Source organism: Neiella marina (genome assembly GCF_002165625.1).
Taxonomy (GTDB): domain Bacteria; phylum Pseudomonadota; class Gammaproteobacteria; order Enterobacterales; family Neiellaceae; genus Neiella; species Neiella marina.
In genome coordinates this window covers 1-16,622 of sequence record NZ_NGNS01000001.1, presented here as the reverse complement: position 1 = coordinate 16,622, position 16,622 = coordinate 1, and the positions used below count along the sequence as shown (strand labels likewise).

The 16,622-nt window shown below is 48.0% G+C and carries 16 protein-coding genes; 9 read left to right on the top strand and 7 right to left on the bottom strand.

All coding sequences use genetic code 11. The features are described 5' to 3' along the window. Positions 1–196 precede the first annotated feature (196 nt). Entirely contained in the window at positions 197–2,392 is a 2,196-nt protein-coding gene (locus CBE68_RS00080; RefSeq protein WP_087504030.1) for a right-handed parallel beta-helix repeat-containing protein, read from the top strand. 92 nt (positions 2,393–2,484) lie between these two features. Here the strand turns inward: CBE68_RS00080 and CBE68_RS00075 are convergent, their stop codons facing one another. Beyond that, positions 2,485–3,351, bottom strand: coding sequence for a substrate-binding periplasmic protein (locus CBE68_RS00075; RefSeq protein ID WP_087504029.1), 867 nt, complete (start codon positions 3,349–3,351; stop codon positions 2,485–2,487). 394 nt (positions 3,352–3,745) lie between these two features. Between CBE68_RS00075 and CBE68_RS00070 the strand changes: the two genes are divergently transcribed. Next, a complete protein-coding gene (locus CBE68_RS00070) occupies positions 3,746–4,810 on the top strand; it encodes a LacI family DNA-binding transcriptional regulator (protein WP_087504028.1) in 1,065 nt (354 codons plus the stop codon). A 156-nt stretch (positions 4,811–4,966) separates the two neighbouring features. Then, on the top strand, positions 4,967–6,310 hold the full coding sequence (locus tag CBE68_RS00065) for an MFS transporter (protein WP_087504364.1): 1,344 nt from the start codon (positions 4,967–4,969) through the stop codon (positions 6,308–6,310). A 58-nt stretch (positions 6,311–6,368) separates the two neighbouring features. Here the strand turns inward: CBE68_RS00065 and CBE68_RS00060 are convergent, their stop codons facing one another. The 3 genes from CBE68_RS00060 to CBE68_RS00050 are packed head-to-tail and all read right to left on the bottom strand — an operon-like array spanning position 6,369 to position 9,569. Continuing rightward, entirely contained in the window at positions 6,369–7,346 is a 978-nt protein-coding gene (locus CBE68_RS00060) for a Gfo/Idh/MocA family protein (protein ID WP_087504027.1), read from the bottom strand. A 30-nt stretch (positions 7,347–7,376) separates the two neighbouring features. Further along, a complete protein-coding gene (locus CBE68_RS00055; protein WP_087504026.1) occupies positions 7,377–8,363 on the bottom strand; it encodes an aldose epimerase family protein in 987 nt (328 codons plus the stop codon). Positions 8,364–8,381: 18 nt separating this feature from the next. Next, complete coding sequence (locus tag CBE68_RS00050) at positions 8,382–9,569, bottom strand: glycosyl hydrolase (RefSeq protein WP_087504025.1); 1,188 nt, start codon at positions 9,567–9,569, stop codon at positions 8,382–8,384. 235 nt (positions 9,570–9,804) lie between these two features. On the opposite strand from CBE68_RS00050, the gene CBE68_RS00045 reads away from it, so the two are divergent. Next, on the top strand, positions 9,805–10,227 hold the full coding sequence (locus CBE68_RS00045; RefSeq protein ID WP_087504024.1) for a hypothetical protein: 423 nt from the start codon (positions 9,805–9,807) through the stop codon (positions 10,225–10,227). 15 nt (positions 10,228–10,242) lie between these two features. Here CBE68_RS00045 and CBE68_RS00040 read toward each other — a convergent pair whose 3' ends face one another. Together CBE68_RS00040 and epmB are read right to left on the bottom strand one after the other, a co-directional pair. Further along, positions 10,243–10,569 (bottom strand): hypothetical protein, encoded by a 327-nt coding sequence (locus tag CBE68_RS00040; protein ID WP_087504023.1) that lies wholly within the window; start codon positions 10,567–10,569, stop codon positions 10,243–10,245. Beyond that, complete coding sequence (gene epmB, locus CBE68_RS00035) at positions 10,566–11,585, bottom strand: EF-P beta-lysylation protein EpmB (RefSeq protein ID WP_087504022.1); 1,020 nt, start codon at positions 11,583–11,585, stop codon at positions 10,566–10,568. Before epmB ends, CBE68_RS00040 begins: the two co-directional genes overlap by 4 nt. 110 nt (positions 11,586–11,695) lie before the next feature. Here epmB and efp point away from each other — a divergent pair, with 110 nt between their 5' ends. The 4 genes from efp (at position 11,696) to epmA (ending at position 15,390) form a co-directional block, all read left to right on the top strand. After that, on the top strand, positions 11,696–12,262 hold the full coding sequence (gene efp / locus CBE68_RS00030) for an elongation factor P (protein WP_087504021.1): 567 nt from the start codon (positions 11,696–11,698) through the stop codon (positions 12,260–12,262). A gap of 65 nt (positions 12,263–12,327) precedes the next feature. Next, the gene (locus tag CBE68_RS00025; protein ID WP_087504020.1) at positions 12,328–12,846 is read left to right on the top strand and encodes a hypothetical protein; all 519 of its coding nucleotides are present in this window, start codon (positions 12,328–12,330) and stop codon (positions 12,844–12,846) included. A 74-nt stretch (positions 12,847–12,920) separates the two neighbouring features. Next, a complete protein-coding gene (locus CBE68_RS00020; RefSeq protein WP_087504019.1) occupies positions 12,921–14,393 on the top strand; it encodes a glycoside hydrolase family 13 protein in 1,473 nt (490 codons plus the stop codon). 16 nt (positions 14,394–14,409) lie between these two features. Further along, positions 14,410–15,390 carry an elongation factor P--(R)-beta-lysine ligase gene (gene epmA, locus CBE68_RS00015; RefSeq protein ID WP_087504018.1) on the top strand — a complete coding sequence of 327 codons (981 nt, stop codon included), beginning with the start codon at positions 14,410–14,412 and terminating at the stop codon, positions 15,388–15,390. Between the two features lie 4 nt (positions 15,391–15,394). Here epmA and CBE68_RS00010 read toward each other — a convergent pair whose 3' ends face one another. After that, positions 15,395–15,634 (bottom strand): hypothetical protein, encoded by a 240-nt coding sequence (locus CBE68_RS00010; RefSeq protein ID WP_087504017.1) that lies wholly within the window; start codon positions 15,632–15,634, stop codon positions 15,395–15,397. Positions 15,635–15,859: 225 nt separating this feature from the next. Here CBE68_RS00010 and CBE68_RS00005 point away from each other — a divergent pair, with 225 nt between their 5' ends. Then, entirely contained in the window at positions 15,860–16,480 is a 621-nt protein-coding gene (locus tag CBE68_RS00005) for a hypothetical protein (protein ID WP_143824441.1), read from the top strand. The last annotated feature ends 142 nt before the right edge of the window (positions 16,481–16,622 follow it).

Genomic DNA, 16,622 nt, shown 5'->3' with positions numbered 1-16,622 from the left:
TTTCCTATTTGAGACTGTTAAATGTTGCGATGACGTTACCAAAACAAGGATGTAGCAGGAGGTCTTGAATAAAAGTTCATATCCCGTCCAATCAGACTTTATTAGAGATTTTAGATGTACACCTAAGTTCGTGGATTGAATAATCTTTGCTCATCCGTTAGGTTCTTTTGAAATACTTAAATGGAATTATAACTAAATGAAAAGGCGAGATTTTATTAAGAATGCTGGCTTGCTTGCAGCTTCATCAACGCTATGTGTCATGCCATCTTTGGCGTCTGAAGTGGCCGACCATCCGGATATCATCAGAGTGACCCTTACATCAAATAACCATTCTTTGGATTTACAACGGGCTTTTGATGAAGCCTATTTACTCTGGCAGGCTGACCCTTCTCAACGCCGTCCAATTATTGAACTGCCTGATGCAACGCTCACTATTGGAGAAATAGAAAACAATTCTCGGGGTCAATACCCATTCAGGTTACCCCCTACTTTTAAGCTTCGTGGAGCAGGGAAAGGAAAGTCGATCCTTGTCTGCGAGCAGCCTAAAGGTGCGCAGTACAGACTGTTGATGACTCGTTTTGAAACACGCGCAGATATGATTGAACAATGTCCCTCGTTATCCAGTCAATGTGTCGAATCCAATCGTTCTGTATTGGGTGCAAGCTATGATATTCATATTGAAGGCATTTCATTCGTCGACTTTGATAACGCGATTGTTTTGAGAGAATCACAAAGGTGCAAAATTTCTAACTGTAGTTTCGAAGGTAGTTTGTTGGGAATACAACTGTTGATTGGAGATGTTTTTGGTAACGTCAATCATACTATTGAAAACTGTGACTTTGATGCTGCTCGAAGAGATGGTAGCCAAAACCCTTTCTGCATAAGATTTGAAGCGCCGTTTAGCGTGTTATGGACCAACACTGAGTATGATATAGATGTAGATAGTTGTGAGCAGTTGGGTAAGCCTGTATTCCCATATCACGAGAGTAGTCAGCGCTGTAGCTGGTTGGATTCAGCCTCACTCGAGCGTTATGTAAATTCTTTGTTTGGCGAAAACAGGGAGCAGGATGTCGCTAACAAAGGCTGCTTTATTTCTAGGTGTCAGTTTCGCAATGCGGGTTACTCTGCCATAGAATTTGCTGGCCCATCCAACACCGACAACATCGTTACCAGTTGTGGTTTTTACAACTGCAGTGGAACAGCGGTGGAGTTTGACAAAGGAGCAAGCCGTAATACCGCAAGCTATAATTTTATCTCAGGAATGAAGCCGACCACAGCGTTTGGACCTAGCTACCCGTATATCTTTCAAGCTGCCATACAAGAACAGGAAGGCTTGCACCAATCCGATGTATACCTGAAAGATCTAATCGAAGATTTAGGCTTCGCTCGACCAGATAGTCCAAACTTCAAGGGAGTTGATATATTCGAGAGAGCAAGTGAACTGCCGGTCGGAAATCAAATTAGCAACAACGTATTCGAGGTTTCAAGAAGCTACTACATCTCCGAGTACGAAGTTGATGCGAACAAAGCCGCGGTTTTACCAGACATTTATCCGTCTATTAAGTTAAACAAATCTCTCAACACTGTTGTTGCGAACAATATGGAAATAAGTAGCAGCTCGTCTCCTATTTCGTCATCACTTATGGGGTCTTCGATCGTTTGGTATCCAGACGATACTTTAAGAAGTCGAAGTGGTGGTGTAACCATATCAGGTAACAAATTTCATGGCGGCTTATATGTAGTTGGTGATCCAGTGGCGCCCGCGATGACTGAAACTGTCGTCATTGAGGACAATGAGTTTGGGTTCGATGGGGAGCTTTCTCGGGGTGGATTTAACTGGAACTACCTGAAGGCCTCAGAGGTTCATGTTCGAAACAATCGCTTTTACTGCGGGCGAGATTCCTCTTCTAGCGTTATGCAAAGGCAAGATGTTTCTCTTTTACGCTTAGAAGGAAATCATATTCAGTTATCCGCTGCCAACAGTTTGTATATCCGCTCCAGCAATGCTTTAGAAGAGCGCCATGCGGTAACACAACTGATAGACAACGTCATAACCGGCGGCGTCGCTATCAGCATCTATGACTATGAGGCCCAGAATTCGAATAACTTCAGCAACGACAGTTTATTGCTGCAAGGTAATACTTTTAGAGGGTTGTCGGATGCTTCTAAAGTTGTTGGCTTGACTCTTTGGTATCGAAATATTCAAGTTCATTCAAACCATTTTGACTCTTTCGAAGATAAAGTGTTTCAGCTCTACTCCTTATCCGATGACTTCAGCTTTGATTACAAAAATGAACTCACCCTCACATCAAGTTCGTCGAACCGAGTGTACGACCGAAACTATCAAAATAGCGCTGGGCGCTATGTTACTTCAGAATTTTGGCTCTCCTGATAGTCGACATTGCAACGATACTGATAGTTCTTTCACTGAAAAAGCCCTCTAATAAGAGGGCTTTACCTAGCATGAAGTTGTTCTTTCTATCGCTACAAAGTCTCGGTATCCAACCACAATTCTTTGCGATGTAGGGGCGTAGCGGCTGGTAAATGTGGATTGTCGATGCGCAATACGGTGCGCTCGGTAATATTGACTTTGCCCAATACGTCTTGGATTAGTGGGTGCTTGAAAAACCACTGATCAAATGAACCATCGGCAATAGCCATTTCAAACCCTTTCTCTATATCCTGGGCAAGTTGCTCATTGTTTTTCGATACAAAGATATACATTGGCAATGGGTAGACCAGCATCAATTTAGGTTCAACCACCAAATTGAGCTCGGGGCGCGATGCAATTTCAGAAAATGGCTCATGGACTGCTCTTGGGAAATAATCAAAGCGGCCCCCTTCGAGCATATGAAACAGACTGAAATACTTGACCGGATCGACGGTCGGCAACCCGGCACTTTTAAGCACATTGGTGTCAGACCAAAATCGCCCTTGGCCGGCGGATAAACCTTTTAACTTTGCCAAGGAGTCAATGTCTGCAAACAAGTGCTGATCGCCGTTACGAATGATAAACACCCGGTGACCAAGTAACCCTTTCAGTATGGGAATGCGAATCGGCCGTAGCTGCGACTCAATTTCTTCGTTGGTAGCGAAATTAACGAACGATATTTGACCAGAATTAAGCTCAGTGATTTGCCGGTTAACCGACATTTGCTTGAATTCAACAGGCTCGTACTCATAAGTCTTGTTGAGTTTCGAGAGCACAAATTGAACCAATTCAAACGGGTATTTGTCTTTTGGCTCCTTCACCGGCAAATAGCGAATAGTATCTGCGGCATAAGCAGTACCGACAACAAGGGTTAAAGTGACAACAAGTCCTTTGTACAGCCATGCGGATAACGTCTTCATACTTCGATCATCGCCTCATTCTGTTACTTATGTTGTTGATTGATGTTAGCGAATAACATCGGCCCGTTGGTTTCTCGGGTTATTGATGGATAAGCCATCAATCCTGCGCCAGTGTAGCAAATCCGTCACATTACTCAGGACGACAGCTTTCTCAGATCCACCGATTGCTCGATTTTTCAATGCAAAATTATGATGAAACTCTCGAATGGCACGAAATATAGGGGTTATTTGTAAAAATATTGCGATTTACCATTAAAAAGTTGTGTTAATTCGGTCGGGTTTCGAGTTATTCTAGCCCCCATACTTGCTATGAAATCGATTTTACAGGATTGCCAATGTTACCCTTAACATTACTGTGATCCGGAATCGCAATTTCGAAAGGACATCGGTTGTTATGAAGTCAGAACAGAAGAACATTACTATTCAGCATGTTGCAGAGCGTGCTGGGGTCTCGAAGATGACAGTGTCTCGAGTTCTTAATCACGACAGTAAGGTGAGCGATTCGACGCGGACCAAGGTAATGGACGCCGTCCAAGAGCTGAACTACCGACCGAACATTTCGGCTCGGCAATTGGCTGGCTCGAAAAGCTACTTTATTGGCTTGTTGTACGACAATCCGAGTCAAGGCTATGTGAGCCAGTTCTTATTGGGAGCACTTAAGCGTTGCCGTGCTTCGGGCTACCACATGGTGGTTGATGAATGTCAGGGCGGCTTGCAAGATAAGGTCCGAATGACCCGTGATTTTGTGAATACTACCCGCGTTGATGGCGTCATTCTGTTACCGCCTTTGTGCGACATTCCGGAAGTGCTCGATACCTTGAAGCAAAGCGGTACGCCGTTTGTTCGAATTGCGCCGGACGTTGATTTGGAAGCGTCGCCATACGTTTGCATGGATGACTATCAAGCGGCCTACGAAATGACCAATGAGTTAATTCAAGCGGGCCACCGGGATATTGCTTTTATCATTGGTCACCCCAACCAGGGTGCTAGCCGATTGCGTTATCAAGGCTTCTTAGATGCATTGCGCTCCAACCGCATTAATTGTCCACCTGAGTATATCGAACAGGGCTACTTCACCTATAAGTCAGGGCTGCAAGCGGCCACTAAATTGCTCGGCTTAGGTAACCGCCCAACAGCGATTTTCGCTAGTAATGATGATATGGCTGCTGCCGTGACTTCCGCCGCCCACATCCATGGCTTGAGTGTTCCGGAGGATGTCTCGGTTGTTGGTTTTGATGACGTTGAATTGGCATCCAGCCTGTGGCCGCCGCTAACCACGATTCGCCAGCCGATTGCTGAAATGGCTGAAGCGGCAATAGAACTCATTCGTTCTGGCAAGCTAAACAACGAGCGAACGCTTCGTCGTTCGGACTATCGTCACGTAATTGACTTTGAGTTAGTGCGCCGCGAGTCACTTCGAACTAAAAATGAAGCCATCAGTCAACGTTCGGTTGGCTAAACATTGAGCTGTCATCGGCTTAGTCAATTCTGACAAGCCTCTCAGTTTTACTGGGAATCAGGTGACAGCTCTTCGTTTTACAGCTAGTGTTACCGCTAACATTTGGTAATACTTGTTCCTGCTTCAGTGTTAGTCGCAGGAGATGGTGAGCTCATTATGATTCGCTTAAAGGAAAAAATCGGTTACGGCTTGGGTGATACCGCCAGTAACATTGTTTTTCAGGTCGTCATCAATTTTATGATGATCTTCTATACCGACGTGTTCGGTATTTCTGCTGCTGCGGTCGGTACTTTGATGTTGGTGGTTCGTTTATTCGATGCGGTGACCGATCCAATCATGGGTGGTATCGCCGACCGAACCAACACCCGCTGGGGACGCTATCGCCCATACCTTCTATATACCTGTATTCCTTATGCAGTGTTAGCCGTATTGGCATTTACTACGCCGGACCTCGGTGATAGTGGCAAACTGGTTTGGGCCTATGTGACCTATGCCGTGTTGATGACCATTTACACAGCCATCAACATTCCGTACTCGGCACTTGGTGGTGTGTTAACTGAAAACGTCAAAGAGCGTACCTCGATCCAATCCTATCGCTTTGCCATGGCGATGGCTGGTGGCGCGATTGTCACTGCTTCATTTATGCCGTTGGTTGAATTCTTTGGGGGCGCAGAAAGCAACCGCGAAATTGGTTATCAATATGCCATGGGCACATTGTCGGTGTTGGCTGTGGCCTGCTTCTTGTTGTGTTTCTTCAGTACCAAAGAACGCGTATCGCCACCGGTCAATGAGCGTAAAACCAACCTGCTACAAGATCTTTGGTCTCTGCGTGGCAATGGCCCATTCATGTTGGTTGTTAGCGCGGCATTTTTCTTATTGATTCTGACGGCGATGCGCAGTGCTGCGGCACCTTATTACTTGACCTACGTGCTTGAGCGTGAGGATTTGACCAGCTTCTTCCTGACATCTGGAATGGTCGCAGCCTTAGTCGGCGCATTGGCAACGAACTTCGTCAGCCAGCGGATGTGTAAGGTCAAGTTGTTTCGCATTGGCTGTGTATTGATTTTACTGACTCATGCGGCACTGTTTTTGATTCCAGGTAAATATGCTTGGGTAGCTTACGCCGCATTTGTCGGCGCGAGTTTCTGCCAGATGATTGTGGTGCCCGTTAACTTTTCTATGGTGGCTGACACCGCCGACTACGGTTCGCTGAAAACTGGCAAGAAAATCATGGGGATGTCGTTCTCGGCTCACCTGTTGGTGATTAAGCTTGGTCTTGCGGTAGGTGGCGCACTGACAGGCTGGCTGCTGTCATACTATGGCTATGTTGCTAATCAAGCACAAACCGAAGATGCACTATTTGGCATCATGATTGTTTTCGCTGGCTCAGGCGTGATTGTTGGTGCGTTGATGTATTTAGTCATGAGTTTCTATCAGCTCACCGATGAACGCATGACCGAAGTGCATCAGCAAATGCACGAGGCAGAGCAAGCTAGTTAATAGGCCTGAGTTTTACACTTCTGCGGCAAGGACGCGGCAGAAGTGTCTGTCGCTGAGCTTAGTCGATCAAACCGAGTTGCTGTCTGAGTTGGTCCATGACTTTCATGGTTCGCAAAGTGGTTTGATGTGGTATTTGCGGCGACTCAAGTAATCCCTGACGAATACAGCGCTCTGCTTCCATGGTTTGATATTCAAAACCACTGGCGGCAAATGGTTGGTCGAAATGATCAACTTGTTGTTCTCCCACCACTACTGATGCCTGCGTGGTATCCCAAAACATCTGCTCAACTTTGATGTGGCCCTTGCTACCATAAATGGTCAGGTGGTTTTCGGTTTTGCTGACGAAATTGCACACAAACTGGCCGTATTGTTGATCGCCAAAGTCGAGGTTGACTGCCATCAGCTCGTCGACACCTGTGTTACCTACAAGACCTGTGGCCTGCGCATTTTCCGGCCCACGACCAAACACCCAGTCGCTCATCGACAAGTTATAAACGCCCATATCGAGGAGCACGCCACCGGCTAAATCTGGATTCAACAGGCGGTCATTTGGATCGCGATCGATGCAAAAGCCAAAATTGCTTTGTACCAAGCGGACATCTCCGATTAGCTCGGCATTAAGCCATTTTCTCACTTGCTGATAGACAGGTAGCATTCGTGTCCACAATGCTTCCATCAAGAAAGTATTGTTACGTTGGGCCAGCTCAATCAGTGTTTCGGTCTGGGCTGCAGAGACCGTGAGAGGCTTTTCACAAAGCACAGGTTTACCTGCCTCCAAACAAGCCTTGGCAGTATCGAAGTGAAAGTTATGTGGCGTAGCAATGTAAATACCATCGATTTCATCATCGGCCAGTAATTCGGCGTAGTTGTCATAGTAGCGAGGCGCTTGATATTGCTCGGCAAATTCGCTTGCCCGCTGCACATTGCGACTAGCGACAGCCTGCAACACACCACAGCCTTGATGTTGCAATCCTTGGGCGAATCGATGGGCGATGCGGCCCGGGCCGATTAAGCCCCAGCGAAATGGTGTGGTCATGCGATTAATTCCTTGTGCGTTGAAATCGATTTATAGCATGACATGTCCGACCGCAAAGCGGTAGACGATGCTATGTTGGTATGGCGAGTGCGGGTCGACTCGAGTTATTGGGAAGTTAGGTTGATTGGGAGCGTCGGGGAATTGCTGTGCTTCCAAGCAGATCCCTTGGTGAGCCTGGAATGGCGCACTAAGATACTGACCGCTGTAAAACTGCAATCCGGGTTGAGTGGTTGCGACAACGAGCGACAAGTCGGTATCTGGCGCATAGAGCACTGCAACGTCCTGCAACGCTGAATGCTTGTTTTTGTGTATTTCGAAATTATGATCGAAGCCTTCGAATTGAGCTAACTGTGGGTGGTGACTGCTGAGTTGTTTAGCAATTTCTGTCGATGTCGAAAAATCGAATGGCGTGTCGTCAACCTTCAACAGGGCGCCGGTTGGGATGCCAGTATCTGCTACTTCAACAAATCGTTGGGCTCGCAGTTGCAACCAGTGTTGGCGTGTATCTTGGTGCTTAGCAAGATTGAAGTAGCAATGATTGGTTAGGTTCACCACAGTGGGCTTATCAGCACTAGCCCAGTATTTAATATGTACTTCGCTATCGACTAATGAAATGGTTTGCAAGACATCTAGATTGCCAGGAAATCCGGCTTCGCCATCGGCCGAGTGATACGCCAACGTTAGCTCGGTGTCATGTTGCCGAATGATTCGCCACTGTTGATTGTGAAAGCCATTGATACCGCCATGAAGTAGGTTTGCACCCTCATTGGCTTCGAGCTGGTAACTCTGGCCATCAAGCTCGAACATAGCGCCAGCGATGCGATTGGCATAGCGCCCTGCAGTGCAACCGAGGTAGCTGGTATCGGCTTGATAATCAGTAAGGTTGTCATAGCCGACGACCGTTTGTTGCCAGTCACCTTCGCCGCGATTGACTTGGATGCCGTGAATGCGGGCGCCTAACGGCAATACCATGACGCGCAAATGTTCGTTGGCCAGTAGCACGGATTGCATTGCCATAGACGCCTTGACGATTACCTATTTGGCAGAGTGTAGTTGTTGTTTGAGCGCCTCTCCGCCATGTAACCACATGGGCTCAGCCATCGTTTGTTGCCAGTTTTTCATGATCTCAGGGTTTGCTTCGATGCGAGAATCTCCCCAGAAACCTGAATTATATGGCGTGCCCCACATTGGCTGTGAATCCCAGTGCGTGTTGATGTAAGCAACACCACGAATGACATCATTATTGCTGCGGACGTAATCAAAAAACGGTTCGAACCACTGTTGCCATATTTGTGCCGCAGTAATGGCCTGACGATTCTCACCTGCAGGACCATCAACAACTGGACCGATATTGGCTGTGTATAGATCGCCAATGTGATAGCCCTGCGGTGATGCTTCGGCAATCAAAACCGGTTTGTTCCGCTCGCGGGCAAACACAAGTACCTCATCCGCTAAGCTAATTTGGGTTGATGGGATGTCTTTGTTGCCGCCTTGCTGATCGGGGCGCAGGAACCAAGACAAGCCCATCCAGTCAACATAGTCATCGCCTGGATACCAGTTGCGAATATCTTCGATGCCGCCGTCAATCGTGTCGTCTGCTGGCGATGATGAAGCTTGCCATGTCATCACTGCATTATCGGCGCCTTCTGCTCTTACCATATCGGCAATGTAGCGATATGCCGCGATGTACTTTTTGGTGTCGTGGTACCCCTGATTCCAAGCGCCGTCAAACTCATAGCCGATGCGCAAGAACACAGGTTGTGGGTGCATTTTGATCAGGGTTGCCAGCTTCTTGATGCTGGCATCAAATTTACCTTCGACCAACATGGATAAGCCATTGGCTTGCTCCGCTTCGGTCATCGAAAGGCCAATTGCCAACGCTGAATTAGGGAACATTTTAATGGTTGTCAGCGCGTTGGAAGGACCGCCGCCCCAATCAGCTTCGCGCTTGTCTTCTTTGAGGTCGTTGTCAAAGCCAATGCCGCCAAAAGTTTGCTTGTCATCATTTAGTTTGTAGATTCCTAAATAGGTGGTGACTCCGCCTGGGGTGGGGCAGCAATTACTCTGCTGGTAGCCACGTAATGCACTTAGCTCCTGACCGATGATCATCAGGGTTTTACCATCTTTCGGCGTATATTTGCCGTCGATGACAGGAGTTGCCATTGTTGAAAGCGATAGCAAGCCAGATGTAGTGGCTAGCAGAATGGTTTTTAAAAACTTCATTATTCGACACCAAGTAACCTAATTTCAGCGAAATGTTACCGTTATCATTTGAGCTGTCAATGGCTGTTCAACGAGAGTGAGAGCCAGCTAACAAGCCTTTAGCCGATTATTCTACGAGATTCTGACTATTCGCATAGAACCTATTACTCTGTTCTATTGACCATTTAGATTGGTATGGATCTTGTTTATCTCCGCTTGTGGTGATTTTTTGACACCTCAACAATCGGAGAAAATTATGATTTCAAGTGAGCTGATTGATAACACCGCCAGCACCGAGTGTACTGAAGCTGTGTTGGACATACTTGGCATGGACAACCCAGAATCAGGTCAGGTGTCGTACATGGTGTTTGAAACCAAATTCGACAACAAGCAACTTTATTGCTGCTGGTCTGGCGGTAATGTTGTCGACAATAAAGTGGAACTTACTCCTGTTGGAGTTGGAGCGCTGGATGCTCTGAGCCGCATCGATGCCGATACCCGAGAAGGTATTGAGATGTTTGTGTTGAGTTCAAATAGCCGCGAAGCCTTGATCGATGAGATTAAGTTAGCGTTGGCGAAAGTCGCAGATCGCAGCCGAGTCTGTTTTGTTGGTGATGTGTCCGGTAAGTTGCGCGAGTGGCTACCAGACGCCTTTAATGTGACGAACTGGCAGCACTAACAGCCCCTAACTCAGTTAGATGGCTTTAAAGCGCGCCAGCAGTTGGTGGATTGCTTGCAACTTGATTAATAGTTGGTTGAGGTGATCTTGCCACTGCTGGGCCGGTTGCTCAGGTAACTGAGTTAACTTATCTAAGTCCGCAGCCGCTTCAGCCAAATAGTCGCTGAACGTTTTTGCTTGCACATCAAACGGTGAGTCAGTGCCAAACAATGCGCTGAATTTACCCATTCCCTGAGTCCGAAACTGGCTCAACTTTTGGTCGGCATCGACACACTTCCGGTACAGAGCTTTTAACTCCTCCTGCAAACGAGCAATCACTTGTTGTTGGTTGGTTGAGGTCATTGGGTGCTCCTAATATCGAGAGGGGTTTTACTCGGTTGGCCGGCAATTTCACGAACAAGAGTGGGGACCAAGAAGCCGGGTAATCGTGTTAATAGTTGCTGCATTAACTGTTTGGCTTGGGTATCGGCGACATCAAAATGGGCGGTATTGGCGACAGGATCAAATGCATGCAGGTAGTAAGGTTGAATACCTGCCTGAAACAAGGCTTCGCTCAATTCAGTTAATGTATCGACATTGTCATTGATCCCAGCCAGCAGCACGGCCTGATTGAGTAGCCAAATACCTGCCTGTTGGTATGGCCCTAAGGCATCGGTTAAACGCTGGTCGATTTCATTGGCATGATTGATGTGCAGAACGATCACCGGCTTTAACCGTGAATTGCTGAGTCGAGCGAGCAATTCCGTTGTCAGTCTTTCTGGGATCATCACCGGCAACCGGCTGTGAATGCGCAATCGTGTCACGTGAGGTATGCGCTCAATTCTGCCAATCAACTCACTGAGCTGCTGATCATTGGCCATCAGTGGATCGCCACCGCTAAAAATCACTTCTTTGATCTCTGGCCGCTGAGCGATGTAGTCCAAAGCGTCTTGCCAGTGGTGTTCGGTTGGTTTGTTGTCGCCGTAAGGAAAGTGACGACGGAAACAATAGCGACAGTTAACAGCACAACCGCCACGGACCAGCAGCAATACACGGTTGTGGTATTTGTGAATTAAGCCAGGAACTGCGGCATCGTGCTCTTGCAGCGGGTCGGTGAGGTAGCCATCAACCTGGTGAAATTCGGCATCGGCAGGCCAGATCTGCTTGAACAAAGGGTCATTGCCATCGCCAATGGCCATTTTATCAACAAATGCTTGCGGTACTCGCAGTGGGAACAGTCGTCTAGCGGCTCCGCTGCCGACCTCAGATTCGGTCAAACTTAGCCGTTGGAGCAATTCTTCAGGACTGCTGATCGCGTGTTTTAATTGCCATTGCCACGGTGGTTGATTGGCGATGTCTGAGGCTTGGGTCAATTTCATGACGCGAACCTTAAAACTGATGTGGGACTAATGCAAGCCAATAGCTGCCAGGCGGCGAGATTTCTTGTATGATTGGCGCGTTTTCGTTTTGAACCTGATTTGAGGTATCCATGGCTACGTTTAGCACCAATGAGTTTCGCTCTGGCATGAAGTTAATGTTAGATGGCGAACCTTGCTCCATCATCGAGAATGAATTTGTCAAACCTGGAAAGGGTCAGGCGTTTAACCGCGTTAAGATTCGTAAGCTTATTTCCGGCAAGGTGCTGGAAAAAACCTTTAAGTCAGGTGAAACCGTGGAAGCGGCCGATGTGATGGATGTGGAGCTAGCGTACCTCTACAATGACGGTGAGTTCTGGCACTTTATGAACAATGACACCTTCGAGCAATTGGCTGCCGATGAGAAAGCAATTGGCGACAATGAAAAGTGGTTGGTTGAGCAAGATGTTTGCACGTTAACCTTGTGGAACGGCTCGCCGATCTCGGTGACACCACCAAATTTTGTCGAGCTAGAAGTGACTGAAACCGATCCTGGCTTGAAAGGCGATACCGCCGGTACAGGTGGTAAACCTGCTACATTGAGCACTGGCGCTGTTGTTCGAGTGCCTTTGTTCATCCAAATTGGTGAAGTGATCAAAGTTGACACCCGCAGCGCAGAGTACGTTTCTCGGGTTAAATAATTACCAGCTCGTATCGAACCAGCGCTCTGAGCCAGAGCGCTGTGCCGGCCATTGAAGGAAACAGCATGTCGAGATTTGTTCAGTTCGTCGCTACCTTGTTTTTCATTGTTAGTTTTCAGCTGTCTGCTGCTGATCTGTCAAAAAATCAAGTGGGCCAATGGCTGGCGAGTTATCAAGCAATCCAACAATGGTCTGCAAACCACCAAGATGAACTGCTTGCGCTGGATGCCCAAACGTTTTTTTCTGGTAGCAATCAAGATGTCACCAATACAGCGCTATATCAGAGCATGTTGGCGGTACTAGCCAAGTATGGTTTTGATTCGGCGCCGCAATGGTCGCAAGTGGGCGAGCAAATTATGCTGGCTTACGGGGCGATACAACAGGCATCGGTCAAAGAGGATTTCAGCAAAGAGATTGCTGACATAAAAAACGATCCCAATATGACCGCCGAACAAAAAGAAGCCATGCTTCAACTTTTACAAACCACCCAACAACTGGCCGAACGTTTTGCAACAGTGAGCGAGGCTGACAAACTTGCCGTCGCTGACTATGTTGAACAAATCACAGCACTAGCGGGTCGATAGCTCACCATCAACTATCTGCCTTTGGTTATACCAGCCAAGCTAGTGCCAACCGTTAACGGATTGCGAGGCAGGCCATGATCGAGACGCCCGAGTGGGTTAAACACGCCGTTTTTTATCAGATATTTCCCGACCGCTTTGCTCGCTTTGGCGGCGACCACTTACCCGCTGGAATCAAACTAAAACCTTGGGGTTCTTGTCCTGGCGAACAGGGTTATCAAGGTGGCGATCTGTATGGCATTTGTGACCGCCTAGACTACCTCGTGGAACTGGGCGTTAATGCTATTTATCTGAACCCCATTTTCAGTTCAGCGAGCAATCATCGCTACCATACCTATGACTACTTTGAGGTCGACCCTTTGCTCGGTGGCAATAAAGCATTGCGAGCACTTCTCGACCAAGCCCATGTGCGTGGCATAAAAGTGGTGCTCGATGGTGTCTTTAATCATGCCAGTCGGGGCTTTTGGGCATTTCATCACATCTTGGAAAACGGCCAAGATTCGCCGTACTTAGATTGGTTTTTGATCGATGACTGGCCGTTGCGGCCCTATCATGCGGATGAGTCGAATCCACCCAACTACCAATCATGGTGGGGACTTCCGGCATTGCCTAAGTTCAATATTCAGAATCCTGGGGTTCGCAAGTACATATATGATGTTGCTGAATATTGGCTCAAGTTTGGTATCGACGGCTGGCGTCTGGATGTGCCCGGCGAAATTGACGATGATGAGTTTTGGCGCGAGTTTCGCCGACGGGTCAAAGCGATCAACCCAAACGCTTATATTTGCGGAGAAATTTGGCAACGTGCCACCCACTGGCTGCAAGGTGACATGTTCGATGCCACGATGAACTATGAATTTTGTAGTTTAACCCTGAGTTATTTTGGCTATCAGGCCCTGCGAGACGATTACCACAAGAACAATTTGCCGTTGCAATCAATTGATACCAATAGCTTTATGGCAGCAATAGAAGACATGGTTGCGGCGCAAGACTGGCAGGTCACTCAGGTTCAATTCAATTTGCTGGGTAGTCACGACATGGCACGGCCGCTGTGGATATTGCGCGAAGACCGTTACGCCCTGCAACAAGCTTTCTTGTTTCAGATGACCATGCCTGGCGCACCTTGTATTTACTATGGTGATGAAATTGCGATGACGGGCGAGGATGATCCATACTGCCGCGGCGCTTACCCTTGGCACCAACCTGAGCTCGTCGATCAAGCAATGCTTGATTTTGTCCGCTCAGTGGTACAGCTGCGCCATAAATATCAACCGCTTCGAACGGGCCGTTTAAGCTTCGATCGTGATCTGCCCGAAGATGTGCTCGGCTTTCGCCGAGAGTTGCCCGAACAGCAAGTACAAGTACTGATCAACCGAGGCAAGGTGCCGCAAGCTGTGAAGATTGATGGCGATCTCAATTGGCACTTGGTTCTCGGGCGAAAAGGACAAGTGCAAAGCCATGGCCGGTATTTACAAGTGATGTTGCCACCTCGGCGTTATGCGGTGCTGAGTCGCTCGACTGCTCCGGTCGCCATGGTAGCTGGAATCTAAACCTTAGTAATCAACGATGAACACACTATTACCACCAAACTGGCGCCCGACTGCCAGTCGCGAGGCGCTGATCGCGCGGGCAAATATGTTAACCACCATCCGTCAGTTCTTCGCTGAACGAGAGGTGTTGGAAGTCGATACCCCGGCCATGTCGCAGGCATCGGTGACCGATATTCATTTGCAACCGTTTGTCACTCATTTGGTGGCACCGGGACAGACGCCAGAGTTGCCTCTGTTTTTGTCGACTTCCCCCGAATTCCATATGAAACGTTTGTTGTGTGCCGACGTGGGGGCTATCTATCAGCTCAGCAAAGCGTTTCGCAACGAGGAACTAGGCCGCTTCCATAACTCCGAATTTACTATGTTGGAGTGGTATCGCCCTGATTTTGATCATCGCGATTTGATGGCCGAAATTAGTCAATTGATGCAACTCGTTTTGGCATGTGATGGTTGCGACAGCATGAGCTATCAGCAGGCGTTTATTGATTACTTAGGTATCGACCCGCTGACCGCCAGCGTTGCTGAGTTGCAGCAGGTTGCACCTGCCAGTTGTCAGGAGTTAGCGGCTCGCGAAACAAACAAAGACACGCTGTTGCAATTGCTATTCAGCATCGTCATTGAGCCACAAATTGGCCAGCTTCGACCGATCTTTGTGTTTGGTTTTCCGGCTTCTCAGGCAGCTTTGGCGCAATTAAATGATGACGATCCGAGAATCGCAGATCGCTTTGAGTTGTATTTCAAAGGTATTGAGTTAGCCAATGGTTTCCGAGAACTGCAAGATGGCTCAGAGCAGCGACGTCGGTTTGAGCAAGACTGTGCCTGGCGAGCAGCTCAGGGATTGCCAATACCGCCAATAGATGACCGCTTTCTGGCGGCTTTGGATGCTGGACTGCCGGCATGTGCCGGTGTTGCTTTGGGTATTGACCGACTACTAATGCTGAAACTAGGTGTAAGCGATATTTCCGAGGTCATCGCTTTCCCGGTTGATCGTGCCTGACGGGCTAGCCTTTGCTGCGCAAATTGATGGTTGGTGTGAAGCTGGCATTGCCTAAGTGGTCAACCGTGCACAATGCTTCGCCGCGGCACAGTACTGCTAGCGGGCCACGCTGGGTCATGCGGACAAACCAGATATCCCAACCAAGTTTATGCATGGCCTCAAAGCTAACTTCTTGGGCTTTGGTTAAGCGCACCTCGGCATGACTCCCCCGGCGCTCTACATCCACTTGTGTTGCTGTATCCATCTAATTACCCTCTGACTTTTCTCGGCCAACGTTAACAAATGGATGTGAAGGTTTTACGACAGCATAAATTGGCTATTTTTCCTACGACTTTTGTCAGAATATGAAGTTGTCCATGTTTCGTAACATTTGCCTTACAAAATGTAGGGGCGCTATAGTCTTTGGCAAGAACTTGACTACATTTAAAAGGCCGACGTACTTCAGGTTTGCATGGATGGAGAATTTGTCATGGAGCTGACAAGAAATATGGGTGACACCATGATTACATTGTTTGAATGTTGGAATGGCGGAGTTGTTGAGTGGGACGGTCTTTCTTCTCCCCAAATAAGCTTTTCTTTTTCAGTGACCGATGGCGATGTGCTCGCCTTTTTCTTGCTTTGTGGGCGGATTGCCCAATTACACACCAAAACCGATTGGCAGCTGCGATTTGGGGTGACGCCGGTGAGTATTCCGGCTTTACCGCAACGGGAAGTTTGCTCACTGTTGGAATCGATGCGACAGAATTTAGGTTATATGCCGTTGTTGCAAAATGATGTCACCAAAGACATCAATGCCGAAGAAACTCTGTTGCGGCGGTTGCAGTGGGTTGAAGTTGCGACCGGTCGTATCGATACCTACACGCCATTTGTTGGGTTGCGAAAAGGTAAGCACACCTACATGCGGCGACTGCCTCAGCGAGTGTTGACTGGTAGCCAAACCGAAGTTTGGTTCACTGGCGGGCAACTGCAAGGTGGCATTGACCATTCGTTAATAAAAATTCTGGGCTTACATCGCGACCCTGCGCTGCGCAATTCCAGCGTGCAGTTGCAAGAAGCATGGAATCAACTGGGCCACGCCAGCAACTTGTAGCTTCAACAATATAGATAAAAAAGCCACCAGATAGCGGCTGTCTCTTGATCACATCTTAGAGTTCAAGAGACTTGGCTAGCTCGTACCCTTCAAGGATGGCTTGTAATTTGAGCCATCCTTGCCACAGCACTTTAACTGAAGC